Origin of the sequence: Sphingomonas sanguinis NBRC 13937 (assembly GCF_001591005.1) — a bacterium.
In the GTDB taxonomy this organism is placed as follows: domain Bacteria; phylum Pseudomonadota; class Alphaproteobacteria; order Sphingomonadales; family Sphingomonadaceae; genus Sphingomonas; species Sphingomonas sanguinis.
Map to the genome: position 1 here is coordinate 1 of NZ_BCTY01000022.1, position 26,253 is coordinate 26,253.

Here is a 26,253-nt window from a genome sequence, read left to right on the forward strand (position 1 = left end):
CCCGCCAGCATCTGGCCAGTCTGGTTGTTGTCGCCGTCAATCGCCTGCTTGCCCAGAATCACGAGGCCCGGCTGCTCCTCCTCGACCACCTTGGCGAGCAGCTTGGCGACGCCGAGCGGCTCCACCGGCTGGTCAGCGGTGATCAGCACCGCCCGGTCCGCGCCCATGGCCAGCGCGGTGCGCAGCGTGTCCGCCGCTTTCGGCTCGCCGATCGAGACGACGACCACTTCGGTCGCCGCCCCCTTCTCCTTCAGCCGGATCGCCTCTTCCACCGCGATCTCGTCGAACGGGTTCATACTCATCTTCACGTTCGCCAGATCGACGCCCGTCCCGTCCGCCTTCACGCGCGGCTTCACGTTATAATCCAACACCCGTTTCACGGGCACGACGATCTTCATGATGGCTCTCTCAATCAGAAGCTGAAGCGGCCGCCGATCGACGCCACAAACGCACGCGCATTCTGCACCTGGCCGTTGGTCAGGATCGGCGTCTGCACCGCGGTGCCCGCATAGGCCGCGGTGCGGCGGTCGATGCTGGCATTGGCGAAGTCGATATAGCTGCCCGCCGCATCCAAGGTGAAGCGCGGGGTCACCTTGTACGAGCCGCCGATCGAATAATTCCAGCGATTGGCATCCGGCACGCGCGCATCGCGATTGCCGTTCTGGGTCGGCGTAATACCGCGCTGCGCACCGGCGCGCAGGGTCAGACGATCCGTGGCCGCGTAATCGAAACCACCGGCCAGCGAGAAGCTGTTCTTGTAATTCTCCGGGATCGCCTGGTTGATCGGCGCACCCAGGCGGATCGCGTCGAAATCGGCCCAGGTGAAGCGCACCGCCTGTGCGTTCAGGGTCAGCTTGTCGGTGGCGCGGAAGCGACCCGCGACGATGATCTGCGCAGGCGTGTAGAAGGTCGCCGTCGCGCCGTCGACCGTCCGGTTCTGCGGCGAGAGGATCTGCCCCAGAAGCCCCCCAACTTCCAGGCTGCCCTTCAGATTGTGCTTGATCCGCGACTTGTAGCTGATGCCGACGGTCGCCCAGTCATTGTGCAGCTGAACACCCGCACTCCATCCCAGGTCCCAGCCATCGCCCTTCAGCCGCTGGAAACCATCGGGCAGCGCCGAGGAGAGATTGGGCAGCGCGTTGCCGAGTTCGGCCTTGGTGTACTCGACGTTCAGTGCGCCACCGACGCGAAGCCAATCGAGCACCGCGATGCCGACCGAAGGCTGGATGTCGATCGTGCGAAGCTCGGTCTTGAGCGCGCTGTACCGGGCCCAGCTGTTCGCGTCGTACTCGGTCGTGAAGCTGTAGGGCGAGGTGACCGCTAGGCCGACCGCGACCCGGTCGTTCAGCGGAATAGCGACCGCGCCCGACGGCACGACACCGCGATTGATCGGATCGCTAGACACGCGATTGCCGCCGACCGGCTGGAAAGTCTGCACCGGCTGCCCCGGCAGGGTCGGACGACGGATCAACGTGCCATTGTCGACGACATCGCCCTTGGGGATGATCGCCGAGGCGCCGATCACGGCCTCGCCGCGCTCCATGCCCGCGATCGAGGCGGGGTTCCACCACAGCGACGACGCACCGGTATCGGCCCCCTCACCCGAAAAGGCGCGGCCCTGTCCGCGAGTCGACTGTTCCTGAAGATAAAAGGCCTGGCCATAGGCGGCCCCGGCGAACGCGAAGGAGGACGAGACGATGGCAGTCGCGAGCAGCGGCGCCTTGAAGGACTTGGTCATGAGCATACTCCCCGGAATTTTCTCGTGATTGGGCAAAGGATCAGCGGACACGGGTCCAGGTCTGCGTCTTGCAGAGCGGAACGAAGACGCAGCCGCGCACCTTCAGCGTGTCCGGCCCCTCGGGCGTCAGCTTGGCGCTATAGGTCTTGCCGTCCTCGGCATTGTAGATGGTGCCACCATTCCACGCCGCGCCATCGACCGAAAAGCCCTGCAGGATCAGCAGGTTCTTGAGCGGACGATTGCGCAGCTTGGGATCGCGGTTGTTCTGATCGGTCAGCGCGGGGTTGGTGCGCAGCTTTTCCGAGCTCAGGATGCGGCCGCAGACCGAGGTTCCGCACTTCTGGATTTCGACCACGCCGCCGCGCGTCTGGGTCTGCCAGCGGCCAACCACCGTGTCCGCATTCGGCGCCGCGCCCGCTCCGGCAAGGGCCATGGCCATCAGGGTCAACATCATGCCTCTTCTCCTCTCCATGCCCGTCATCCGGGCGGGAACGCCGGTTATGGCCGGTCGCCCCGTTTCTTGGCCTGAATTACCCTATACGTTCATCGTATGACGCATAGGGCAACGACACGTCATGCGTACGATGCCGGTGGCGCGCAATCAAGCGCAACCGGCATCGCTTCATTTCAAAATGCTTCCAGCTCCAGCGCCATGGTCGAACGCTTGCCCGACTTGATCGCCAGGAACGCCGCCGTCGCCTGCGGCAGGATACGGTCAAAGAAGAACCCGGCGGTGGCGAGCTTGGCCTTGTAAAAACCCGCCTCGTCGGTGCCCTCGGCCAAGCGCTCGGTGGCGATCCGGGCCGACTTCAGGAAGCAATGCCCGATGCCGACCAGGCCCAGCAAACGCAGATAGTCGGTTGCGGCGGCCCCCGCTTCCTCGGGGTCCTTCATGCCCTTTTGCGCGATCATACCGGTGCTGAGCTGGAGCGCGCCGAATGCCTGCTGCATCCCCGCTGCCCAGCCGGTGATGGCCTTGTCGTCATGCTTCACCAACGCCTCGACCTGTTCGGACACCGCGTGGAAGAAGGGACGCATATAGCGGCCCATATGCGCGGGCATCTTGCGACCGACGAGGTCGAGCGCCTGGACGCCGTTGGTGCCCTCGTAAATCTGGGCGATGCGGGCGTCGCGGACGAACTGCTCGATGCCGTGGTCGCGGATATAGCCGTGACCGCCATGGACCTGCACCGCCATGTTCGCCGCATCGAAGGCGAGATCGGTGAACAGCGCCTTCACGACCGGGGTCATCAGCGCCACGAAGTCAGACGCGCGCGACTGGTCCGCCGGGTCGATCGCATGGGCTTCGGCATCCAGACCGCGCGCCGCCCATTGGCCCAGCGCACGACACCCTTCCGCATAGGCGCGCATCGTCATCAGCATCCGCCGCACGTCCGGGTGGACGATGATCGGATCGGCGGGCAGGTCGGGACGCGCGGCCCCGCCCAGCGCCCGGCCCTGCAAGCGGTCCTTCGCATAGGCGACCGCCGACTGGTACGCGATCTCGTTGACGCCCAGGCCCTGGATGCCCACCGACACACGTTCGGTATTCATCATGGTGAACATGGCGGCGAGCCCCTTGTTCAGCTCGCCCACGACCCAGCCCTTGGAGTCGTTGAACTCCAGCTGGCAGGTGGCCGACGCCTTCAGGCCCATCTTGTGCTCGATCGCGGCGACGCTGACGCCATTGGCCGGGCCGACCGAGCCGTCATCCTTGGGAAGGTACTTCGGCACCAGGAACAGGCTGATCCCCTTCACCCCCTTGGGCGCATCGGGCGTGCGGGCCAGCACCAGATGGATGACGTTATCGGTCAGGTCATGGTCGCCCGCCGAGATGAAGATCTTGCCCCCGGTCAGCAGATAGGAGCCATCCTCCTGCGGCTCGGCGCGGGTGCGCAGCAGGCCCAGATCGGTGCCGCAATGCGCTTCGGTCAGGCACATGGTGCCCGACCATTCGCCCGAGATCATCTTGGGCAGGTAGAAGCTCTTCAGGTCTTCCGAGCCATGGCCCATCAATGCGGTGGTGGCACCATGGGTCAGGCCGGGATAGAGGCTGAACGACAGGTTGGTCGCGCAGATCATTTCCTCGACCAGCTTGTTCACCGCCTCGGGCAGCCCCTGCCCGCCATATTCGACCGGTGAGGCGAGCGCGGCCCAGCCGCCTTCGCAGAACTGGCTATAGGCTTCCTTGAAACCGGCAGGCGTACGGACGATGCCGTTTTCCAGCTTGCACCCTTCGATGTCGCCGGTGGCGTTGAGTGGCAGCAGGACTTCCTGCGTGACGCGCGCCGCCTCTTCCAGGATGGCGTCGTACAGCTCGGGACCGAATTCGTCCTGCCCCGCGACGGGGCCGAACTCATCCTCCTTGAACAACTCATGGAGGACGAAACGCATGTCGCGCAGCGGTGCGTTATAGACTTGCATGGGAATATCCTCTCCCGATCAGTTGCGCAGCGGCTTGCCGGTTTCGAGCATATGCTCGACCCGCGCCTGGGTCCGCGCATCCTTGACGCTTTCCATGAAGGCGGCGCGTTCCAGCTTGAGCAGCTGGTCCTCGCTCACCTCGTCGATGATGTCGGCCTCGCCGCCGGTGACGATGTTCGCCAGACGACCCGCGACCACGACGTCGTACGGCGTGGCGACACCCTTCTTGGCGAAGTCGGCGACAGCGCCGTTGAACGCGACGCGTCCGGCCGCACCCGGCAGGCGGAAGACCGGCTTTTCGGGCGGCTGATAGCCCTCGACCAGCGACAGCGCCTTCTGCTTGGCATCGGCGAGCAGCCGGTCGCGATTCATGGTGATGCCGTCGTCCTTGCGGAGATAGCCCAAGTCCTTGGCCAAAGCCGCCGAGCGCGACACCTGCGCGGTCGAGATCGTCTCGAACGCCTTCATCGCGGCGGGCATCGGCCCCTTGGGCATCTTGGGCGACTTGGCAAGACGATCGATCAGTTCGCCGTTTCCGCCCCAGCCGGGGACCAGACCGACGCCGGTTTCGACCAGCCCGATATAGCTTTCGGCATGGGCCTGGATGGCATCGGCGTGGAGCAGGATCTCGCATCCGCCGCCCAGCGCCATGCCCGCAGGGGCTGCGACCACCGGGAAGGGCGCATATTTCAGCGCCTTGTACGCCTGCTGTCCTGCGACGACCAGCTTGTCGACCTCACCCCAGGCCGCGATGTTCACCGCGAACATGGCGAGGCCCAGATTGGCCCCGGCCGAGAAGTTGCTGCCCTCATTATAGATGACCAGCGCCTTATACTGGCTCTTCACCAGCGCGATGGTCTTTTGAAGGAGCGACAGCACCTGCTCATCGAGCGCGTTCATCTTGCCGGTGAACTCGAACGCCACGACGCCGTCGCCGACGTCCCAGGCCGATGCCGAACCGTTCTTGAGCAGCGGCTCGGAGCGCAGCTTGATGTCCTCCAGCAGCAGCACGCCCTCGGCGCGGACGACATCGGCATAGTCGCCCCCGAGCGTCAGATACTGACGCTTGCCATCGACCACGCGGTAGAAGGGGCGGTCGCCCGCCGTCTCCAGCAGCGCCGGGACCGGCTTGCCCTCGGCACGCAGCCGCTCGGCCAGCTTGCCCGGACCCATGCGGTCGATCAGCTCGAACGGGCCGAACTTCCAGTTATAGCCCAGCTTCATCGCGTCATCGATCGCGACGATATCATCCGCCGCTTCGCCGACCAGCCCGGCGGCATAGGACAGCACCGGGCCCAGGATCGCCCAGGCATAGTCGCCGACCTTGCCCGGTGTCGCGACCAGCGCGGCCAGGTCCTTTTCGGCACGGCCCGGAAGCCGCTCGGGCTTCTTTTCCGCGCGATACTCGCCGGTCTTCAGATCGATCGCCTGCTTGGCCTTGGTGCCGTCGGGCTTGCGGTCGAGGCGGTAGAAACCGCCCTTCCCCTTGCGGCCGGTAAAGCCGTCCGCGATCATTTTGTCGACCAGCGGGAGGGGCCGGATCGTGTCGAAATAGGCGTCGCCTTCCGGCAGGGTCGAGGACAGCGACTTGGCGAGCAACGGCATCAAGTCGATGCCGACCAGATCGATCAGCCCGAAAATGCCGGTCTTGGGCACACCCATCGGGCGGCCGCCGATCTGGTCGGCCTCCTCGACGGTCAGGCCTTGGTCCATCGCCGCGTTAATCGCGACCGCCAGCCAATAGGTGCCGATGCGGTTGGCGATGAAGCCCGGCGTATCCTTGGCGCGGACGATCCGCTTGCCCATACGGTGATCGATGAACTGCTCGACCTTGGCGGCGACACCGGCATCGGTGTGCTCCGAGGTGACGATCTCGATCAGCCGCATATAGCGCGGCGGGTTGAAGAAATGGGTGATGAGGAAGTCGTTTTTGAACTGCTCCGACCGCCCCTCGACCAGATGGCCGAGCGGGATGGTCGAGGTGTTGGACGACACCGCCGTACCGGGACGCTTCAGCGTCTCCAGCTTGGCGTAAAGCGCCTGCTTGATGTCCAGCCGCTCGACCACCGCCTCGACGATCCAGTCGCATTCGGCGACCTTATCGAGGTGATCCTCGATGTTGCCGGTTTCCACCAGCTTGGCGGCGGCAGGCGACATGAAGGGGGCGGGCTCGGTCTTGAGCATCTTGGCGACGGCCCCCTTGGCCACCGCGTCACGGTCGCCGCCGTCCTTGGGCACAATGTCGAGCAGCAGGACGGGCACACCGGCATTGGCGACCTGCGCCGCAATGCCAGCCCCCATCACCCCTGCGCCGATCACGCAAACCTTGTTGATCGTGTCAGCCATCATGCACGCTCCAGCACAGTCGCGATGCCCTGCCCGCCGCCGATGCACTGGGTGGCGAGTGCGTACTGACCGCCGTCACGCGCCAGCAGCGCCGCCGCCTTGCCGACGATGCGCGCACCGGTCGCGCCCAGCGGATGGCCGATGGCAATCGCGCCGCCGTCCTTGTTGATCGTCTCGTCCTTCAGGCCGAGGTCGCGGATGCAGGCGATCGCCTGGCTGGCAAAGGCTTCGTTAATCTCGACCACGTCGAGATCGCCAGCCGAGATACCCGCGCGCTCCAGTGCCTTCTTCGACGAACCGATCGGGCCGAGACCCATCGTCTCGGGCTCACAGCCCGAAATGCCGACCGCCTTGATGCGGGCGAGGATCTTCAGGCCGTGGCGATTGGCGAACTCTTCCGAGGTGACCAGCACCGCGGCCGCGCCATCGGTCAGCGGCGAAGCGGTGCCCGCGGTCACCGTGCCTTCCTTGTCGAAGGCAGGCTTCAGGCCCGCCAGCACTTCCTCGGTCGTGTCGGCACGGATCAGGCCGTCCTCCGTGACGTCGCCCGCCTTGGTGTGGATCGGCACGATTTCGTCGGCCAGACGACCGGCCGAACGCGCCTCGGCGGCCTTCTTTTGGCTGGCGACCGCGAACTTTTCCTGCTCGGCGCGGGTGATCTGGTACTTGGTCGCGACGTTCTCGGCGGTCTGGCCCATGCCCATATAGGCCCCGGGACGCGCCGCGGCGAGTTCGGGATTGGGCAGCGGGTTATAACCGCCCATCGGCACGCGGCTCATCGACTCGATACCGGCGCAGATGAACGCCTCGCCCGCACCGATCTGGATTTGGCCCATCGCGATATGGATGGCCGACATGGACGATCCGCAGAAGCGGTTCACCGTCATGCCGCCGACCGACAGCGGCAGGTCCGCCAGCAGGCCGATCAGCCGCGCGACGTTCATCCCCTGCTCGCCCTCCGGGAAAGCGCAGCCCAGGATGATGTCTTCGATTTCCGAGGCATCGACGCCGGTCCGTTCGATCAGGCCGCGAATCACCTGCGCGGTCAGATCATCGGGACGAACCCGTGCGAGCGCGCCCTTGCCAGCCTGGGTGAAGGGAGAGCGGGCATAGCCTGCGATCACGATGTTGGTCATCCAATCCTCTCTTTATGGCTTGCGGCCTAACGTTAAGGTGCGTTACCTACCCTATACGTAAACACCATAAGAAACTCGACCGCAATCGACAACAGGGTATGGTCGAAAAAAGATACAGGAGAGCGACGCGATGACGACCGGAGCTATCGGGGAAGCCATGACAAAGGACGTACCGGGTCAGGCGACGGGTCGCCCGCTGGAGGCGCACCCCCGACTGCTGACCGATATGTTCGAGACCACGGTACGGCGGTACGGCCACCGCCCGGCGATTGATTTCATGGGTCGAATCACGCGGTACGACGAACTGGGCGCGATGGTCGACAAGGCGGCGGCGGGGCTCCAGGCACTGGGCGTCAAGCCCGGTACGCGCGTAGCGCTGTGCCTGCCCAACATCATCTATTACCCCGTCCTCTACTTCGCGACGCTCAAGGCCGGGGGCATCGTCGTCAACGTCAACCCGCTCTATGTCGACCGCGAGCTGTGCCACCTGCTGGAGGATTCGGGCGCGGAGATCATCGCGACCTGCGACATCCCCGACATCTACGCCCGGGTCAGCAAGGCGGCCGAGAAGCTGTCGGTCCGCCACGTCATTTCCTGCCCCGTCGCCGATGCGCTGCCCAGCGTGAAGGGCTTTGCCTATCGCCTGTTCAAGCGGTCGATGATCGCCGCCCCCGGCCCCGCCCCGCGCCACCTGACCTTTGCGCAAATGATGAAGGGCGGACGCGGCCTGACCCCGGTCGCGGCCAAGCCCGATGATGTGGCCGTGCTGCAATATACTGGCGGCACGACGGGTAGCCCCAAGGCGGCGATGCTGTCGCACTGGAACCTAATCGCCAATGCCGATGCCATGGTCATCCATACCGGCGGCGAGGAGATGATCGGCCAGGAACGCATATTGGGCGTCCTTCCCCTCTTCCACGTCTTCGCGCTGACCACCGTGCTCAGCTTCGCGATCCGGGTCGGCGCGGAGATGATCCTGCTTCCCCGGTTCGAGCTGGAGCAGGTGCTCAAGACCATCGCGCGCAGCCAGCCGACCTATTTCCCCGCCGTCCCCACCATCTACAACGCGATCGCGGGCGTGGCGGAAGCGCGCAAGGTCGACCTGTCGGCGATCAAGGCCTGCATCTCGGGCGGGGCCCCCCTGCCCGCCGAGGTGCGTATCGCCTTCGAGAACACAACCGGTGGCAAGCTGGTCGAGGGCTATGGCCTGTCAGAGGCGTCGCCGATCATCACCTGCAATCCGATCATCGGCGAGAATAAGGGCGGCTCGGCGGGCCAGCCCTTCCCCGGCACGATCATCGAAATCCGCGACCGCGACAATCCCGACCGGCTGATGCCGCCGGGCGAGGTCGGCGAAATCTGCGCACGCGGCCCCCAGGTCATGTCCGGCTATTGGCACAAGCCGGCCGAGACCGAGCAGGTCTTCATTCATGGAGCGCTGCGCACCGGCGATGTCGGTTATCTGGACGAGGACGGCTATCTGTTCATCGTCGACCGGATCAAGGACGTGATCCTGTGCGGCGGTTATAACGTCTATCCGCGTATGATCGAGGAGGCGCTGTACGAGCATCCGGCAGTCGCCGAGGCCGTCGTCATCGGCATCCCCGACGCCTATCGCGGCCAGTCACCCAAGGCCTTCGTCAAGCTGGCCGCGGATCATCATGCCACACCGGAGGAACTGCGTGTGTTCCTTCAGGACAAGGTCAGCAAGATCGAACTTCCCCGCGAGGTCGAAATCCGCGAAAGCCTGCCCAAGACCCTGATCGGCAAATTGTCGAAAAAGGAACTGGTCGAGGAAGAATTGGCGAAGGCGGCGGCGGCGACGCAGCCGGTGGGGGAATAGAGATAGTGGGAGACAATGAGGAGCTTCGCGGCATCCAGGATGTCGCGAACAGCCTGGGCGTAACCACGCGCACGCTGCGCTTTTACGAGGATCGCGGGCTGATCGAACCGCGCCGGGTTGGCACCGCGCGGGTCTATTCCAAACGCGAGACGGGGCGGATGCAGCTGATCCTGCGCGGCAAGCGGCTGGGCTTTTCCCTGCGCGAGATCGAGGAATTCCTGCGGCTGTACGATGCCGACCCGCAGCATGTCGAACAGATGCGCGTGCTGGCCGAGCGATGCCGCGAACGCGTCGACGAACTGCGCCAGCAGATGACCGCACTGGTCCAGACCGTCGCGGAGTTGGAGACCATCGAACGCGAAGCGCGGGAGCGTATCGCGAAGGCCGGGGCCTGACCGCTTCCTATTCCTCCCCTGCAAGGGGAGCGGGACCAGCGAAGCTGGTGGAGGGGTGTCCCCGCTGATGGTGACACCCCTCCGTCAGTCCTGCGGACTGCCACCTCCCCTTACAGGGGAGGAATTGCCGTCGGCACGCGCCAGCCCAGGCCGAGCGCCTTTTGCAGCGCTACATAATCGTTGGTCAGCCCGGCCACCGCCTGCGACAGCGACTGCTGAGCCGCGACCCGCTGCCGTTCGGCATCCAGCGTATCGATCAACGTCGCCGCGCCCGCGCGATAACGCTGCTGCATCAGCACCGCCGAGCGATCCGCCGACGCCTTGGCCCGCGCCAGCGTAGCGACCGTGTTCCGCCGCGCCCGGAAACGCGACAGCGAATCCTCCGCATCGCGCAGCGCCGACAGAACCGCACCGCGATACCGCGCCTCCGCCTCGTCGCGCGCGCCCTCGGCCTGGCCGACCCGAGCATTGGCGCGGCCAAAATTCAGCACATTCCACTGCAGCATCGGCGCGCCCAGCGTCACCAGATTGTCGAGGTCGGTCAGCGCATCGAGCGAGGTGCCGCCGATGCCGATGATCCCCATCAGGTTGAGGCGCGGAAACTTGGCCGCCTCCGCAACCCCGATCTTGGCGGTCTGCGCCGCCAGATTGCGCTCGGCCGCGCGGATATCCGGCCGACGCTGCAGGAGTGCGGTAGGATCGCCGACCGCCACCTGCGCGGGCGGCAACGGCACCTGCCCCGGCTGGCTCAACCGCTGGTCGAGCGTGCCCGGAGCTTCCCCGATCAGGATGGCAAGCGCATTCAGATAGGTCTCGACCGAGGAAGACAACGGCAGGATCTGCGCATCGGTGCTTTCCACCTGATTGCGCAGCCGCTCCACCTCGAGCTGCGAGGCGGTGCCGTTGTTGAACCGCTGGAGCGTCAGGTTCAGCGTGTCACGCTGCATCCGCGAGGCGTCACGCGCCAAGATCAGCCGCTGTTGCGCGTCGCGGAGCCCTATATAGGCCTGGGCGACATCGGCGCTGAGCGAAACCTGTGCGTCGGCGACATTGGCCTCCGCCGCCTCGGCACTGGCGCGCGCGGCCTCGACGGTGCGGCGACGGCCGCCGAACAGGTCGATCTCCCAGCTCGCGTCGAAGCCTAGGTTGAAGAAGTCGACATTGGTGCCGCCGCCGGACCCGCCCGACGCACCGCCATTGGCACCGCCCTGCCCGCCGCCCTGCTCACTGCCGCCGCCCAGATTGAGCGCGGGCAGATCGGCGTGGAGATAGGTGGCGCTGGCATTGGCGTTCGGCGCCTGGTTGGCGCGCTCCAGCCGCAGCGCCGAGCGCGCCTGCTTCAGCCGCGCCTGCGCCACTGCGACGTTCGGGTTGGACTCGAGCGCGCGCTCTTCCAGCCAGGTGAGAACGGGATCGTTCAGCGTCGTCCACCAGTCGGCGACGGCGGGGGCGGTCGTCGCCAGCGTGGCGTCGGCGCGCACGAACCCGGCGGGCGGGGTTGCGGCCGAACCGATCGCCTTGGGCGGGCCCGCATAGTTCGGCCCGACGGTGCAGGCCCCCAGCAGGAGAAGCGGGATCAGGGAAAGCTGCTTGCGCATCATGGTTCTCAATGCATCGCCACGGGGCCGCCCTTGGGCAGCGGGCGGAGGAACAGGACAAGCGGCATCACCGCGATGATGCCGACGCACAGGATGAAGAACAGGTCGTTATAGGTCATGACCAGCGCCTGTTGCTTGATCGTATTGCCGATCATGCGAAGCGCCGCGTCGCTGCTGCCGAATTGCTGGGTCAGCGCGTCGACCCAGCCCTGGGTCGACCCCGAATTGGCGGTCAGCGTTTCCTCCAGACGACGTTCGTGCAGGAAGCTACGCTGATCCTGTACGGTCGCGATCCCGGCCAGGGCGAACGAGCCGCCCAGGTTGCGCGCCGCACTGAACAGCCCGGCCGCATCGCCCGCCTGCGACGGCGGGACGGACGAGATCGCCGCCTGGTTCAGGAACAACATGCCCAGGATCGTGCCGACGCCGCGCAGCAGCTGCGAGTCGGTGAACGAGCCGCCGGTGGAGTCCGCGGTCAACACCGTGTCGATCCCGGCACTCAACGCCATGATGCCCAGCCCCAGGCCAACCGCGATGCGGATATCGACCTTCTTGATGAGGATCGGGGTGAAGGGCATCATGATCAGGCTGGGAATGCCGCTGAGCAGCACGACCTTGCCCGCCTGGAACGCGTTGTATCCGGCGATCGAGGCCAGGAATTGCGGGATCACATAGGAGGTGCCGTAGAGCACCATGCCCAGCACGATGCCCATGATGACCACGCTGCCGAACTGACGATCCAGCAACAGTTTCAAGCGGATAACCGGACGCGACGCAACGAACTGGCCCGCGAACAACAGGCCGAAGCCGAAGATCGACAGGATGGTCAGCTCGATGATCTCGCGCGACTCGAACCACTGCTCGCGCTGACCTTCTTCCAGCACGACGGTCAGGCCGCCCAGGCCCAGCGCCAGCCCGGCAATGCCCAGCCAGTCGGCCTTCATCAGTTCCGACAGATGCGGCTTCTGGTGCGGCAGGCCGACCAGCAATAGCGTGACGAGCACCGCGCCGACGGGCAGGTTCAGGAAGAAGGCATAGTGCCAGCTGATATTCTCGGTCAGCCAGCCGCCGATCAGCGGCCCCATCACGGGGCCCAGAATGGCGGTGACGCCGAAGAACGCAGTGCCGATCGGTTGCTGCTCGCGCGGCAACCGGGTCGCGATAATGGTCAATGCGGTCGGAATCAGTGCGCCGCCGGTGATGCCCTGGCCCGCACGCCCGATGATCATCATCGTCAGGTTGGTCGACAGGCCGCAGACCACCGAGAAACCAGTGAACAGGATCGAGGCGATCAGCAGGAAGGTGCGTAGGCCCAGCAACCGCTCCAGCCATGCCGACAGCGGAATGATGATGATCTCGGCGACCAGATAGGAGGTCGCGATCCACGTCCCCTCCGTCCCGCTGGCGCCGATCTCACCCTGGATGGTCGGCAGCGCGGAGTTGACGATCGAGATGTCGAGCGTCGCCATGAGCGCACCGATGCTGCCCGCCGCGACCGCGAGCCAGGCGGTCAGGTCGGCCTTGGCCGGTGCGCCGCCCCCCTGGGCGGGCGCTGCGCCCTTATTGCCCCGAGCGGGGGCGGCGGCGGCGCTCACCGGCCCTGCGCCCCCTGCCGCGCTTCGTTATGCAGGTCCTGCTGCTCGGCGATGCGCTTGAGCGCGCCCTTGGCCGAGCGGGTATCGACCGTCACGTCGACCGACATGCCAGGCACCATCAGCGCGCGGGTCTGCGCATCGGCGTCGACCGCGATGCGGACGGGTACGCGCTGCACGATCTTGGTGAAGTTGCCGGTCGCGTTCTGCGGCGGCAGCAGCGAGAATTGCGCACCGGTCCCCGGCGCCACGCTCTCGACATGGCCCTTGATCTCGACACCCGGCAGCGCATCGACCTCGATCTTCACGGGCTGGCCAGGGCGCATCAGGCCCAGCTGCGTTTCCTTGAAGTTCGCGTTGATGTACAGCTGGTTGACCGGCACGATCGACATGGTGCGGGTGCCCGCCTGCAGGAACTGGCCGACGCGCACCGTCTTGTTGCCGACGCGGCCCGCGATCGACGCGCGGATCGTGGTCGAACCCAGATTGACTTCGGCGGCATCCAGCTGCGCCTTGGCCGCCTGGCCCTGCGACCGGGCCTGATCGACCTGCGCGTTCAGCGTGCCGATCCGGCGACGCGACGCGGACAGCGCGGCATTGGCCGCGGCGACCTTAGCATTGGCCTGACGCGCCTGATTCTGCAGCTGGGACAGGCGTTCGCGGCTTTCCGCCCCCGATGCGGCAAGCGGCGTGTAGCGCGCAACCTCGGCCTGGGCGAAGGCGGCGTCACTCTGCGCAGCGCGAAGATCGGCCTCGGAGCGGTCGATCGCGGCCTGCTGTTCCTTGATCTGCGCCTGCACGCCCTCGGCATTGGCGCGGGCGACGCCGATCTGCGCCTGGATCTGCGCGGTCTGCGCGCGGTAATCGCGGGTATCGATCTGGAGCAGCGGCTGGCCCGCCTGGACGTTCTGGTTTTCAGCCACGAACACCTTGTCGACATAACCCGAAACCTTGGGCGCGACGGTCACCGCATCCGCCTGGATGAAGGCGTCGTTGGTCGCCTGCATATACTGGCCGACGCTCTTGTAGTTCGCGTACCAGAAGACGCCGCCGACGATCGCAACGGCCGCCACGACCAGCAGGATGATCCGAATGCGCCGCTTCTTGCCTGGCGAGACGGGGGTGCTGTCCTCCGCCTCGGCGGCGTCGTGCGTGCCCTCGTCCTGCCCCTCATTCACTTGGTGTGCGTCGGCCATCCCGGCCTCCCTGTCGATGGAATCAATAGAACTCGATGGTGCATTTGCTCGCACTTGCACAATAAGGCAAGACCATTTATTGAGCTACCTCATATTATGCATGATCTCCAAACACTGGCCCTCCGCTACAGTCAGATTTATCTGCGCTTCCATCGGCTGCTCGACCGGCAGATGGCGGCCCAAGGCGCGTCGCTGGCGCGGACCAAGATGCTGCATTTCATCGCCAACAATGCGCCGGTGCGCGCCGCCGATGTAGCAGAATGGTTCAATCTCGCCCCCCGCACGGTAACCCAGGCGGTCGACACGATGGAGCGCGACGGGCTGGTCGTGCGGGTGCCCGACCCCGCGGACCGGCGGGCCAAGCGGCTGGACATTACGGAACATGGCGAACATGTGCTCCGCCAGACCGAGCCACTCCGTCGCTCGCTGATCTCTCAGGCCTTCGGGCTGCTGACCGATGCAGAAATCGCGCAGTTCGCCCGGATTCTCGACAAGATGGAACAGGCGATCGAGGAACCGGCGGCGGAAGCCTAGGGCGGGTGATCGTCGTCCGTCGTCCAACCCCGCCCCCATCGCTGCCCTGCCCTTCGGAAATTGACGGGATAGTCCGTCCCGCTCAGCATCCCTCGCGATAGAATTTCAGCGCCGCCGGCGGGTCGGCCGGTCGGTCGCCTTGCGCGACGCGATAAGCGGCCCGAACCGCCGCTCCCAGCGTTCCGGCGCGAAACGGCTTGGCGATGCAGCCGATGACCAGCGGATGGCCGCCGCGCTCGGGACAATTGCCGCTGAGGAAAATGCAGGGAATGCCGCGCTCCGCCAGCAACTGCGCGGCAGTAAGACCGCTGTCGCCGTCCGCCAGCTTCACATCGCACAGCGCCAGATCGGGCCGATCCGCCTCCGCCAGGCTCATCGCCGCGGCGACGGTGTCAGCGATGCCGATCACCCGGTGGCCGTGAAGCGTCAACGCATCCTCGACCAGCATGGCGACCAGCGCCTCATCCTCGATAATCAGCAGGTTGAGCGCATCGTCGGCAGCGGTATCGGCGTCACACGTCGTGGCGGTGCCCGTGTTCGCCGCCATCATGCGGCATGACCAAGATCAGGCACCCGTCATCCTCGTTCGTCACGGTCGCACGCATTTGATGGCAAAGCCGCGCCACCAGTCGATCCTGCTCGACCAGACCCGCGATCCGTCCCCATCCGACGCCCTGAAACGTGATGCGCAGCATTTCGTTCCCGCCCTGCATGACAGCCGCAAAAGTGATGGCGGGCGTCCCCACGGGCTGTGCCATCATCGCGTCGAGAAGCAACGCGGCAGCGACCGCGCGTTCGACCGGCACCGCGACCGGGCCGTCCGCCGCAATGCGCGCGTCCGGCCCCTCGCTCCGCACCTGGGCGATGACGTCGCCGAACAGCGCGGGCAGATCGACCAGGCCGGGATCGGCGGTGGCATAGAGCGGGCGATGCGCACTCGCCAGCACCTGCAACCGCTCCGCCGCGCGGCGCAAGGCCGAGCGCGTGTCGGGATCGGCGGCTTGTCGCCCCTCATGGGAGACCAGGCCGATCGCAATCTGAAGGGCGTTGCGGACCCGGTGGTTCAACTCGGCCAGCAACCGCGCCTGCGTGTCGAGCCCGTGGCGCAGCGCCTCCTCGATGCGCAGCCGGTGCTGGGCCAGTGCCGCATAATGGCACAGCAGCGACAGGAGCCGCTGCTCCTCCTCGCCAAAGGCGCGCGCCGTGCGTCGCCCGAAACCCAGCGTGCCCAGCAATTCCTCGCCATGCATTAGCGGCATACAAAGATAGACCTGCACGCCCAACGTACGCACGAAATCAGTCAGCGACTCGTCCACCTGCTGGATATCGGTCAGGTGCAGCGGCCGCCGCTCACGCATGACCAGGCCGCTGATCGACGTGTCGACGTCCAGCATCGTCATCGCCTGTCGCTGCGCGCGGGTCAGGCCGCCGGACGTATCGAGCCGCACGACATCCCCGTCGCGTCGGAAGTGGAAGAACACGTCGAGGCGCAGCTCGTCACGGATCAACGCGAACAGCGAATCGATCATCGCGGCCGGATCGTCGGCCGCCATCAACCGCTCGGTCGCGGCGGTCACCAGCGACAGATAGCGCCGCGCATCGGCAGGATCGACGGCCGCCACCGCACCGTCGGCGCTTACCGGCACGACAGAAGTCGAAATTGGGGAGGAAGGGGGAGCCACGGGTCGCAGAATAACGAGACCGGTTTATCGGACCAAGGGCCTCTGGCCGCCGATGCGGCGAACCGCACCATGCCGATGGCGGGAGGGAAAAACCCCTCCCGCCAAAGGGTTTAGCGGGCGATCACCGCCGACTGGTCGACCGGCACCACCGGCAACCAGACACGGCTGGCGTTGGCACCGCCCCGCTCCAGCGTGATCGTCGCCTTCTTGTAATCGCTGGCCTTGGCCGTGAAGATATTGGGCACGAAGGTCTGCGGATTGCGGTCGTAGAGCGGGAACAGGCTGGACTGGACCTGGATCATGATCCGGTGCCCCGGCTGGAACACATGGTTCACGGTCGGCAGGCGGAACTTATATTCCTGCACCTTGCCCGCCGGGATCGCGGTGGGGTTGGCGAAACTGTTGCGATAGCGGCCCCGGAAGATGTCGAGGCTGATCGGCAGCTCGTATCCGCCCATCTTGGGATCGATCGCATTTTCGGGCGGCAGGACGTCGATGATCTTCACCACGAAATCGCCATCGGTGCCGGTCGTGCGCGCGAACAGGTCGGCGATCGGCGCACCCGATACGCGCACCGCCTTGGTCAGGACCGGCGTCGTATAGGTCACGACATCGGTGCGGCCATCGGCATGACGCTGGTCGCTGACCAGCCAGTCGCCCCAGCGGCCATCATCGAAATTCACGGGCCGCGACAGATGCGGGACCGGGTTGGCGGGATCGGAAACATAGGCGTCCGCCCCCGCCGCTGGCTTGTCGAAGCTCAACCCCTTGTCATCGGCGAGATAAAGCGGGGTCAGCGGCGTCGCGCAGCCGGTCTGGCAGGCCAGCGGCCACTGGGTCAGCTTGTCCCAATGGTTCTCGCCGGTATTGTAGATGGCGGCGCTGGGCAGGTTGGCGGCGGGGCCGTCCTTCAGATACTGGTTGAACAGCGGCAGGACCATGTCCTCGCGGAACTGCTTGGCGGTGTCGCCATTCCACTGGAACGGGCCGAGATTCGTGCCCGTGCGGTTGATCTGGCTGTGCCGCCACGGACCCATCACCAGGAAATTGTTGCCCAGCTTGCCCTTGGCCTTCAGCGCCTCCCAGGAGGTGATCGCGCCGTACATGTCCTCCTGGTCCCACAGACCCTGTTCCCAGATGGTCGGCACGTTGGAGGGGTTGGCCGCCAGCAACTTGTCGAGCGCCTGGCCCTGCCAATAGAAATCATAGGAGGGATGCTGGACGATCCGTTGCCAGAACGGCAGCTGGTCGTAACCCGACTTCTTCGCCCAGTCGTTTGCCGAGCCGTAACGGAAATTCTCGTAATCATCATAGCCGCCGCTCGACGGCGCCTTGCCCTCGCCCTTGTAGCCGGTCTGCGCGCCGATCCAGCCGATATTGGCGAGGCGGAACGCGCCGTAATGGAACCAGTCGTCGCCCATCCAGCCGTCGATCATCGGGCTTTCGGGCGCGGCGACCTTCAGCGCGGGATGCGGGTGGAGCAGCGCCATGACGACGGTAAAGCCCTCATAGGAGGAGCCGATCATGCCGACCCGGCCGTTGGATTCCGGCACATTGGCCTTGTTCACCAGCCAGTCGATCGTGTCATAGGCGTCAGTCGTGTGGTCGACCTTGGTCGCGTTCAGCGGTCCGATGACCGGACGCGTCACGACATATTCGCCCTCCGATCCGTATTTGCCGCGAATGTCCTGATAGACGCGGATATAGCCCGCCTTCACGAACTCCTCATCCGCCAGCGGCAATGCCTCGATCATCTTGGTGCTGTCCGACCGCTTGGCACGACCGGCGGCGTTATAGGGCGTGCGCGTCAGTACGATCGGCGCGTTCACCGCGCCCTTGGGTGCGACGATGACGGTGTACAGCTTCACCCCATCGCGCATCGGGATCATCACCTCGCGCTTCACATAGTCGCGCTCGGCCACATTGGTCGGCGGCGTGAATTTGGCGGGAATGTCGCTGACCGTGGAATCGGTGACCACCTTGACCGGCTCGCTCGCGGTCGGCGCCTGCTGCGCGGTGGCCGGTGTCATAATGGCGAGCGTGCTCACCGCAAGCATCAGGTTACGGACGTTCATGAAAACGGACCCCCTCTTGGACCGGTTGATACGCCATGGTGCCGCGACATCGGGCCCAGGGCAACTGGCGGATTGCCCATGATACATGGTATCATTATGGGTGCAAGCGGGCCGCCCGGATATCGCTACACTTTCCTTTCGGCGCGAGCGTCCATAGAAAGGTCTGACAAACAGGATGGGGCACCCGCCCCGGCCATCGGGGAGGAACCCACCGAGTGACGACCTTGCAGCGACGCGGACCCGCTCATAGCGCTTTGGCGCGGGACATCGGTGTCGCCATCGTGACCGGACGGATACCCACCGGCTCGACCCTGCCGGGCGAGGTCGACATCGCCGAACAGCGCGGCCTGTCCCGTTCGGTCGTGCGCGAGGCGCTTCGGATGCTGTCGGCCAAGGGGCTGGTGGTCAGCAAGCCCAAGGCAGGCACGCGGGTGCGCGAGCGGCATGAATGGAACCTGCTCGACCCCGAACTGCTGGCCTGGATGTTCGAGGGGGAGCCGCCCGCCGGTTTCGTCCAGAGCCTGTTCCAGTTGCGCCTGATCGTCGAGCCCGCCGCCGCCGAGCTGGCCGCCGTCAAGCGCGACACGCGCCAGCTGTCGCGCATGGGGGCCGCGCTGGAGGCGATGGCCGACCATGGCCTGCACACCGAACAGGGCCGCGCCGCCGACCAGCTGTTCCACAACATCATCCTGGAGGCGACGGGCAACGAGTTGCTGGTCAGCCTGTCGGGCAGTATCGGCGCGGCGGTCCACTGGACCACGCTCTACAAGCATCGCAGCACCAAGCTGCCCCGCGACTCCATGCCCGAGCATCGCCAGCTGTTCGCCGCCATCGCGGACTCGGACGCCGCCGCCGCACGTGCCGCGACGATCGTGCTGGTCGACCAGGCCCGCGAAGACACCGAGCGCGCGCTGGCGCGGTGATCCCGGTGGCCGATCGGACCTAAGCGGCCGAACGCCCCTCGCCCAATTTGCCGTGCCACGTCATGGCGGCGCGACCGGCCAGGTGGCGCATCTCCTGCAACCCCGCGAAATCGGCGCGGCGGTGGGTCAGGCGGTGCAGCCAGCCGCCCAGGTCGTGCGAGGCGATCTCCGCATCCACGCTGGCGCGTCCGGCGGCACGGCGCGCGGCTTCGATGACGGCGATCGGCTGTCCGGTTTCCACCGCCTCGCCGTAACGGCGGTGGGCCGCGATCCCCGCCTCGATCCGCTTGGGCAAGGGCGGACCGAAATCGGGGCGAAAGGCAAAGACCGCCAACAACGCCGCGACACTGCCCGCCACATTGTCGACGATCCGCGCCGATGCGATGCCAAGGCCGGGGTGGAGCATGTCTGTCACGAGCACGAACAGCATCGTCAGGAACATGACGAAGATGGTGTAATTGACCGATCGCAGCGCCATGGTGAGCGCCGCCAGCGCCACCGCCCCCACCGCAGGCACGACCGGTCCGCCGCCCAACAGCGGGAACGCCAGCGCCATGGCCCCGCCCAGCAGGCTGCCCAAGATACGCTCCAGCCCCCGCGACCAGGTGACGCGCACGTCCCCCTGCAACACGACGATCACCGCCATCGCCGCCCAATAAGGATAACCGAGCCCGAACACCGCCACCGCATAATAGACCGCGACCAGCCCCCCGGCCTGGCGCAATCCCTGCTGGATCATCGCCAGCGAAGACGCGCGGGGCGACCAAAGGCCCTCGGACAGCGCGACGACCGGCGGCTCGCGCCGACCGGCCAGGATATCGAGCGCATTCCCGAACGCCGCCGCACATCCCCGGAACAGCGGTTGCGGCATATCCACGCGAAGCCGTTGCAGGACGGTCCGCGCCTCCGCCATCGCCGCCGTCTCCTGCCCTCCAGACACCAACCAGCTCGCTACCGCCGCGCGACAGGCCTCCGCCACCGCCGATCGATCCTCGACCGATCCCCAGCGATCGATACACGCCTGGTCGAGCGCCAGCAGCGCGCCGAACATCGTCTCCGCCGCCGCCAGTTCGCGCCGCGCCGTCCGCTCGGAAACCGTCTCTCCGTCATAGCGGATCAGGACGTCGCGAAACCGTTCGATCGCCAGGCGGACGGCACGGCGATGCTCGGCGTGATCGCTATGCCACTGCGCGTCGCGGTGCGCGGCCTCGCGCAGGGCGGCCAACTCATCGGCCATGTCGAGCAGCCGCGCGCTCACCGCGCGGCTGGCGCGGCGTAACGGATCGAAGGCGTCGATCCGCCACAGGAACGTGATGAGCAGATAACTCCACGCCGCCCCGGCGAAAAAGGCGCCGGCCAGCAGCAGCGCCTGGTCGAGGTCATGCGGAAAGCCCACCGCAACGACCGCGACGACCGCCGACAGGGTGCCGACCAGCCCCCCGAACTTCAACCGCCCGGCCAGCGCGGTCACGACGAAGACCAGCAACGGGCCGATCACCATGACGCCATGCGGCGCGAACGAGGCCGTCCACGATCCCACCAGCGCCACCAGCGCACCGCCGACCACGAACACGGCCAGCAGACGACGACGCAGCCGGTTCGGCCCCGGTGCATCGCACAGGCATGTCCAGAAAGCGGCATAGACCGCCCATCCCCATAGGTTCTGCCCCGTCGCAATCGCCAGGACCAGCGGCACCCCCACGGCCAGCGCGGCGCGCAGCCCCTCCGCATGGTTCCAATGCTCGGGCAGCAGACTGAACGACCGCAGCTCCAGACGCCGCCCCAGCCACCGGATCGCGCGCATCACCGCGTGCCGATCAACCGAACGCCGTTCGACATCGGCTTGCTTGGTCACACGCGTCTCAACCGTCCTGCCGATCGCCATTCGCCGCTTTTCCAGCCGGGGCCCGAACTCGATCCTAAATCCGCCGTCGCCGCCCTCGTCAAGGGTATGGTGCCCTATCGCGCGGGGCGGGTGGCGGGTTCGTGTTCGACCTGACCTAGATAATCCCGGCGATACCCCTTCAGCGCAGCGAACATACAGGCCGTGCTGGGGCGCGCGTCGGGTCCGTCGGCATCGATTTCCGATGCCGGGATCAGATAGTCGCCATAGGGCAGCTTGCCGGTGCGCGAATAATGCACGCCCAGCGACTTCACATGGCATTTCGCCGCCGCTCGGGCGAGCGCGCGGTTGGTGAGGAGCGGTTTCTCTTTGGGCGTGGTAGCGCATCCGGCCAGAAGCACGCCCAGCGCCACGCCATATCCCGCAACCTTCATATCCCGCCCCCCGTCGTTCAGTTCGTCGCCTCGAAGACGAACGCCGCCCCAACATAATCGCCTTTCAGCGGCGCGCGTAGCCCCCGGTTCATCCAATAGGCGCCGGACGCCTGGGCAGGTACGCCCGCAGGCCGCGCCGATCCGTCGAGCATCCTGACCGCATAGACCCGCGCGGGGTCCAGCCCCTGGGCATGGATGGCCGCAGGATTGTCGCGCCACATCGAGGAATGCAGCATCTGGAACAGCACCGCCTGCCTCTTATCCTGCCCGACATACATGGTCGCCGCGGTGGCATTGTCGCCCGTCGGCGACTCCAGCCGATAGAGCGCGCCGCGCTGCACCGTCTCGCGGATCGTCTTATAGGCCGCCACCCATTTGCGCGCGGTGGCGAAGTCGGCATCGCCCCATTTGTCGAGGTTCGCACCGATCCCCAGACCACCCTGCATCGACGACAGGAAACGATAGTCCAGGCTGGTCACGCGGGTGTTCGCCCAATTGGGGCTGTCGGTGACCCAGGCCATCATGACGGCGACCGGATAGGCGCGGGTAAAGCCGTCCTGGATGGTCAGACGGTCGGCGGGGTCGGTATTGTCTGACGGCCATACCTCGTCCGTCAGCCCGATGATCCCCAAGTCGACGCGACCGCCACCCCCCGAACACGCCTCGATCTCCAGCTTCGGATGACGCCGCCGCAGTTCGGACAGGATGTAATAGAGGTTCCGGACATAATCGACATAGACGCGCTGCTGGTCGGCGACCGGCTGTTCGGGCCAACCCGCCTCGGTCCAGTTGCGGTTATAGTCCCATTTGAGAAAGGCGATGTCGTTTTCGCTGACCAGCTTGTCGAGCACGCTCAGCAGGTGGTCGCGCACGTCCGTGCGGGCGAGGTTCAGGACCAGCTGGTTTCGCCCCTCGGTACGCGGGCGACCGGGGAAGTTCAGCACCCAGTCGGGATGCGCGCGGTACAGGTCGCTGTCGACATTGACCATCTCGGGCTCGACCCACAGGCCGAAGTCCATGCCCAGCCCCTTCACCCGGTCGATCAGGGGTTTCAGGCCGTTCGGGAACTTGGTCGGGTTGACCGTCCAGTCGCCCAAGCCCGCTTTGTCGCTGTTGCGCGCACCGAACCAGCCGTCATCGACCACGAAGCGCTCGACGCCGATCTTCGCCGCCTTTTCCGCCAGCGCCATCTGCCCCGCCTCGGTCACGTCGAAGGCGGTGGCTTCCCAACTGTTATAAAGGACCGGCCGCAGCCGCGCCTTGGTCCCATGCGGCAGGATATGCGCAACCTCGAACTGGTGGAAGGTCCGCGACGCGCCGCCCAGCCCCTCACCCGAATAACCCGCATAGAAGACCGGTGTGTCGAGCGTCTCGCCCGGCTTCAGCGTCCAGGAAAAGTCGTAAGGGTTATAACCGCCCGCGATCCGCACCCGGCCCAGATTGTCCGACGCCACGCTGATGCGGAACGATCCCGACCAAGCGAGCGCACCATACCAGACCGGGCCGTGCACCTCACTGGTCAGCCCTTCGCGGCCGATCGCGAACCACGGATTGTTGCCATGACCGGTCGATCCGCGACGGCTTTCCAGCACGGTCTCCGCCGCCTCCACTGGCACGACCTTTTGCGTCCATTCGGCGGCGTGGCGGCCGGTCAGATAGTGGAGCCGGTAACCATCCCCGACCGGCAGCGAGAAGACCGCCGCCGCCAGTTGATCGACGCGCACCGGCTTCGCATCGCCGTTACGCACTTTGGCCGACCGCGCAACGATGCCGGTTTCGGGGTCGATCGTATAGGTCAGGGTGACGAACAGCGGGCGGCGAATATCGGCCAGCTCAATGGTCAGCGTCTCGCCGCTCGCCCGGTGGCTGCGATATTTGAGGACCAGATCGCGATTGCCATCGGCGAACAGCGCCTTGACGCCCGGCTCGCTGACCAGCCCCTCACCCTGCCCCGGAAATTCCTGCGGCGTGACCGACCCGGCGGGGTCGAAGCCGGACAGTTCGCCGGGCGCCTTCAGGACGATGGGATCGCCCGTCTTGACCGGGTCGCCGGAGACCAGCGGATCGCCCTCCGCCAGTGCCGATCCCCAATAGAGCGGCTGGAGATAGCCCTTCTCATCCACGCCCATCGCATAGGTGACGCCGCCGCCATCGAGCCGAAACACCCTGGCCCCGGCGGGCGCCGTCACCTTCGCCATGACCGGCGTGGCGAGGGCGGCCACCGCCCCCCCCGCCAATATCGCGTTGCGCCAGCGCATCAGACTCTCCTGCAAACCTTTGCATTAAGTCTGACATAGTGCACCGACGCGATGCAAGCGCTTGTATCAGAAAGCGACGCGTGCCGACACCCGAACGGTGCGCGGCGCACCGGGATAGGTCCAGACCTGGCTGTACGAGCTCATCGCATAATGGACGTCGAACAGATTGTCGGCTTCGGCCCGCACGGTCAGCGTGGGTGTCACGCCGATCTCGCCCGCGATCTTGGCCTTGGTATAGGCGGGCAAGCGCAGGCCGCTGGCATCGAGCGCCCCTGCCCGGTCACCGACATAGGTCGCACCTGCCGAGACCGACCATTCGGTGCCCCAGCCGGTCGGGTATCGCCCGACCGCGAACAGCGTGCCGGAATGCTTGGCGACGTTCAGCACATCGGGCGTCAGGAAGGTCCGATCGTCCGCCCGCGCATCGATATAGGCGTAATTGCCCACGATCTGCCACCGCTTGGCAAGGTCGAGCGACGCATCCAGCTCGACGCCGCGGCTTTTCAACGATCCGACCGGCGCATTGTAGTTCGGGTTGACCGGATCAGTGGTCAGGATGCCGCGCTTGTCGATGTTGAAATAGGTCGCCGCGACATTGACGCCCGGCCAGCGCCCCGCGACGCCCAGCTCATAGCCTCGCGCCTCTTCGGGGCCGAACGCCGCGCCTTCGGGATCGCTGGCGGTCGGTCGCCCGCTGCCGGAGTTGAGCAGGAAGGACTCGCCCCAATTGGCATGGACCGCCACCGTGTCGGTCACCCGGTAGCGCGCGCCGACCCGGAACTTGACCGGATCGCCCGTGGCCCGGGTGGTCAGGCCCGTCAGGTTGCGGCGAAGCTGCTGGCGGTACAGGTCATACCGCACGCCCCCGGTCAGGGTCAGCCGGTCGGTGACGTCCCACATATCCTGCGCATAAATCGCGCCCGACGCCCGCGTCTCCGTCTGGTTCAGGAAGGGCAGCAGGGTCGGCTGCGGCCCGCCATAGACGGGATCGAACACATCGATGGCATAAGGGTTCGCCGCACTGGGATTGCGACGCCGCAGCAGTTCCAGATAGCGCAGCGTATAGCCCTTCACGCCGATGCTGGGATGATGCACGCCCCATGCATCGAAGCGCCCGGCCAGCTCGATCCGTGCCGCCAGATCCTCGGACTCGTAACCCCGCTCGCGCCGTTGCCGCCACAGGGTGCGGTTGTCGACCAGTCGCGACTGGTCGCTCGACAGGCCGCGCAGCGTGGCATAGCGCCAGACCACCCCGCCATTCAGCAACCATTCGCCGCCCAGCGCCTGCTCGCCGGTCAGCTGCAACCGGGTGTTGCGCGCCCGCGTGATCCCGTCACGGGGCTCGCCATAATAACGGTTGCTCGGCACCGCGAGCGCATCGCCGCGGATCGCGGGTACGCCCCGGTCGAAGGCAGAGTCGAAAGTCGTATATTCGGCCAGCGCAGTCAGCTTCGTGCCGACACGCGGCTGCCAGGTCAGCGACGGCGACACCACCCGGCGCGACGGGTTGGTGAAGTCACGGTAACCATCCGAGTCCTCGGCCGCGACGACGATCCGTCCCGCCAGCGTCGAGGATAGCGGGCCGGTCACGTCCAGCTCGCCACGCCGCGTGTTGAACGATCCGTAGAGGACCGTCGCGTTCACTGCGGAGGTGAAGCGCGGCGTCTTCGACACGATATTAACCCGGCCCGCCGGATCGATGTCACCGAACACCGCACCAGCCGGGCCCTTCAACACCTCGATCCGCTCGGTGGTCGCCGGGTCGCGCGGCGGGGCGAGGCCGCGATTGGCGAGGAAGCCGTCAATATAATATTCCGCCCCGCCATCGGGCGTGCCCAGGAACCCCCGGATGGCGAAATTGTCGAGGAAGCCGCCGCGATTATTCTGCTGGCTGATCCCGCTGAACAGCTCCAGCGCGTCGGACAGGCGATAGGTGCCGTTGGCGACCAGCAGGTCGCGCTCCAGAGAACGGCTGGACTGCGACATGCGCCGGGTCAGGAGATCGGACCCCAGGCTGGTATCGCGATCCGACCGGGTGCCGAGCACGACGATATCGCCGTGATCGTCCGGCACCGGACCGGTGCCCTGCGCCTGCTGGGCCTGGGCCGCCGTGGCGGCCAGCACCAGCGCCACGCATGAGGACGTCAGCCGAAACCCCCTCGGCTTGTTAAAGATGACCATGTAATTCTCCCGTGGGAGGCGCGCATATCCGGCGATCAGGGATGTTACAACATCT

20 protein-coding genes are annotated in these 26,253 nt (G+C 66.2%); 4 read left to right on the forward strand and 16 right to left on the reverse strand.

Going from position 1 to position 26,253, the window contains the following annotated elements; translation table 11 throughout:
* From SSA01S_RS10545 to SSA01S_RS10570, 6 genes are all read right to left on the reverse strand, one after another.
* Nucleotides 1-398 (reverse strand): electron transfer flavoprotein subunit beta/FixA family protein (locus tag SSA01S_RS10545; RefSeq protein ID WP_167348909.1); only part of this gene is annotated, 398 nt, incomplete at its 3' end.
* Between the two features lie 14 nt (nt 399-412).
* Complete coding sequence (locus tag SSA01S_RS10550) at nt 413-1,738, reverse strand: OmpP1/FadL family transporter (protein ID WP_061780360.1); 1,326 nt, start codon at nt 1,736-1,738, stop codon at nt 413-415.
* A gap of 40 nt (nt 1,739-1,778) precedes the next feature.
* Nucleotides 1,779-2,192, reverse strand: a complete 414-nt coding sequence (locus SSA01S_RS10555; protein WP_061780326.1) for a DUF2147 domain-containing protein — start codon at nt 2,190-2,192, stop codon at nt 1,779-1,781.
* Between the two features lie 173 nt (nt 2,193-2,365).
* Entirely contained in the window at nt 2,366-4,162 is a 1,797-nt protein-coding gene (locus SSA01S_RS10560) for an acyl-CoA dehydrogenase C-terminal domain-containing protein (RefSeq protein WP_061780327.1), read from the reverse strand.
* An 18-nt stretch (nt 4,163-4,180) separates the two neighbouring features.
* Nucleotides 4,181-6,508 carry a 3-hydroxyacyl-CoA dehydrogenase/enoyl-CoA hydratase family protein gene (locus SSA01S_RS10565; RefSeq protein WP_061780328.1) on the reverse strand — a complete coding sequence of 776 codons (2,328 nt, stop codon included), beginning with the start codon at nt 6,506-6,508 and terminating at the stop codon, nt 4,181-4,183.
* Nucleotides 6,508-7,644, reverse strand: a complete 1,137-nt coding sequence (locus SSA01S_RS10570) for a thiolase family protein (RefSeq protein WP_061780329.1) — start codon at nt 7,642-7,644, stop codon at nt 6,508-6,510. Before SSA01S_RS10570 ends, SSA01S_RS10565 begins: the two co-directional genes overlap by 1 nt.
* A gap of 157 nt (nt 7,645-7,801) precedes the next feature.
* Between SSA01S_RS10570 and SSA01S_RS10575 the strand changes: the two genes are divergently transcribed.
* Both SSA01S_RS10575 and SSA01S_RS10580 read left to right on the forward strand, forming a co-directional pair.
* Nucleotides 7,802-9,487, forward strand: a complete 1,686-nt coding sequence (locus SSA01S_RS10575; protein WP_061780330.1) for a long-chain-fatty-acid--CoA ligase — start codon at nt 7,802-7,804, stop codon at nt 9,485-9,487.
* Nucleotides 9,488-9,492: 5 nt separating this feature from the next.
* The gene (locus SSA01S_RS10580; protein WP_061780331.1) at nt 9,493-9,882 is read left to right on the forward strand and encodes a MerR family transcriptional regulator; all 390 of its coding nucleotides are present in this window, start codon (nt 9,493-9,495) and stop codon (nt 9,880-9,882) included.
* 110 nt (nt 9,883-9,992) lie between these two features.
* On the opposite strand, the gene SSA01S_RS10585 is transcribed toward SSA01S_RS10580, so the two are convergent.
* Genes SSA01S_RS10585 through SSA01S_RS10595 form a run of 3 tightly spaced genes read right to left on the reverse strand, consistent with a single transcriptional unit; the run spans nt 9,993 to nt 14,268 of the window.
* Complete coding sequence (locus tag SSA01S_RS10585) at nt 9,993-11,480, reverse strand: efflux transporter outer membrane subunit (protein ID WP_061780361.1); 1,488 nt, start codon at nt 11,478-11,480, stop codon at nt 9,993-9,995.
* Nucleotides 11,481-11,488: 8 nt separating this feature from the next.
* Nucleotides 11,489-13,075: an MDR family MFS transporter gene (locus tag SSA01S_RS10590; protein ID WP_061780332.1), complete on the reverse strand. Its 1,587-nt coding sequence runs from the start codon at nt 13,073-13,075 to the stop codon at nt 11,489-11,491.
* Nucleotides 13,072-14,268: an HlyD family secretion protein gene (locus SSA01S_RS10595; protein WP_061780333.1), complete on the reverse strand. Its 1,197-nt coding sequence runs from the start codon at nt 14,266-14,268 to the stop codon at nt 13,072-13,074. The genes SSA01S_RS10590 and SSA01S_RS10595 overlap by 4 nt, the downstream gene beginning before the upstream one ends.
* Before the next feature lie 96 nt (nt 14,269-14,364).
* Here SSA01S_RS10595 and SSA01S_RS10600 point away from each other — a divergent pair, with 96 nt between their 5' ends.
* On the forward strand, nt 14,365-14,802 hold the full coding sequence (locus tag SSA01S_RS10600; protein WP_061780334.1) for a MarR family winged helix-turn-helix transcriptional regulator: 438 nt from the start codon (nt 14,365-14,367) through the stop codon (nt 14,800-14,802).
* 82 nt (nt 14,803-14,884) lie between these two features.
* Here the strand turns inward: SSA01S_RS10600 and SSA01S_RS10605 are convergent, their stop codons facing one another.
* From SSA01S_RS10605 to SSA01S_RS10615, 3 genes are all read right to left on the reverse strand, one after another.
* A complete protein-coding gene (locus SSA01S_RS10605) occupies nt 14,885-15,352 on the reverse strand; it encodes a response regulator (RefSeq protein ID WP_082795037.1) in 468 nt (155 codons plus the stop codon).
* Nucleotides 15,315-16,448 (reverse strand): GAF domain-containing protein, encoded by a 1,134-nt coding sequence (locus tag SSA01S_RS10610; RefSeq protein ID WP_061780336.1) that lies wholly within the window; start codon nt 16,446-16,448, stop codon nt 15,315-15,317. The genes SSA01S_RS10605 and SSA01S_RS10610 overlap by 38 nt, the downstream gene beginning before the upstream one ends.
* A 146-nt stretch (nt 16,449-16,594) precedes the next feature.
* Nucleotides 16,595-18,559: a CocE/NonD family hydrolase gene (locus SSA01S_RS10615; protein ID WP_061780337.1), complete on the reverse strand. Its 1,965-nt coding sequence runs from the start codon at nt 18,557-18,559 to the stop codon at nt 16,595-16,597.
* A gap of 215 nt (nt 18,560-18,774) precedes the next feature.
* On the opposite strand from SSA01S_RS10615, the gene SSA01S_RS10620 reads away from it, so the two are divergent.
* Nucleotides 18,775-19,482, forward strand: a complete 708-nt coding sequence (locus SSA01S_RS10620) for a FadR/GntR family transcriptional regulator (RefSeq protein ID WP_058716484.1) — start codon at nt 18,775-18,777, stop codon at nt 19,480-19,482.
* A gap of 19 nt (nt 19,483-19,501) precedes the next feature.
* Here the strand turns inward: SSA01S_RS10620 and SSA01S_RS10625 are convergent, their stop codons facing one another.
* The 4 genes from SSA01S_RS10625 to SSA01S_RS10640 all read right to left on the reverse strand — a co-directional run bounded on the left by SSA01S_RS10625 (nt 19,502) and on the right by SSA01S_RS10640 (nt 26,198).
* The gene (locus SSA01S_RS10625) at nt 19,502-21,367 is read right to left on the reverse strand and encodes an FUSC family protein (RefSeq protein ID WP_061780338.1); all 1,866 of its coding nucleotides are present in this window, start codon (nt 21,365-21,367) and stop codon (nt 19,502-19,504) included.
* A gap of 74 nt (nt 21,368-21,441) precedes the next feature.
* A complete protein-coding gene (locus SSA01S_RS10630; RefSeq protein WP_061780339.1) occupies nt 21,442-21,759 on the reverse strand; it encodes a hypothetical protein in 318 nt (105 codons plus the stop codon).
* A 17-nt stretch (nt 21,760-21,776) separates the two neighbouring features.
* Complete coding sequence (locus SSA01S_RS10635; RefSeq protein WP_082795038.1) at nt 21,777-24,017, reverse strand: alpha-galactosidase; 2,241 nt, start codon at nt 24,015-24,017, stop codon at nt 21,777-21,779.
* Between the two features lie 66 nt (nt 24,018-24,083).
* Nucleotides 24,084-26,198 carry a TonB-dependent siderophore receptor gene (locus SSA01S_RS10640; protein ID WP_061780340.1) on the reverse strand — a complete coding sequence of 705 codons (2,115 nt, stop codon included), beginning with the start codon at nt 26,196-26,198 and terminating at the stop codon, nt 24,084-24,086.
* Between the last annotated feature and the right edge of the window lie 55 nt (nt 26,199-26,253).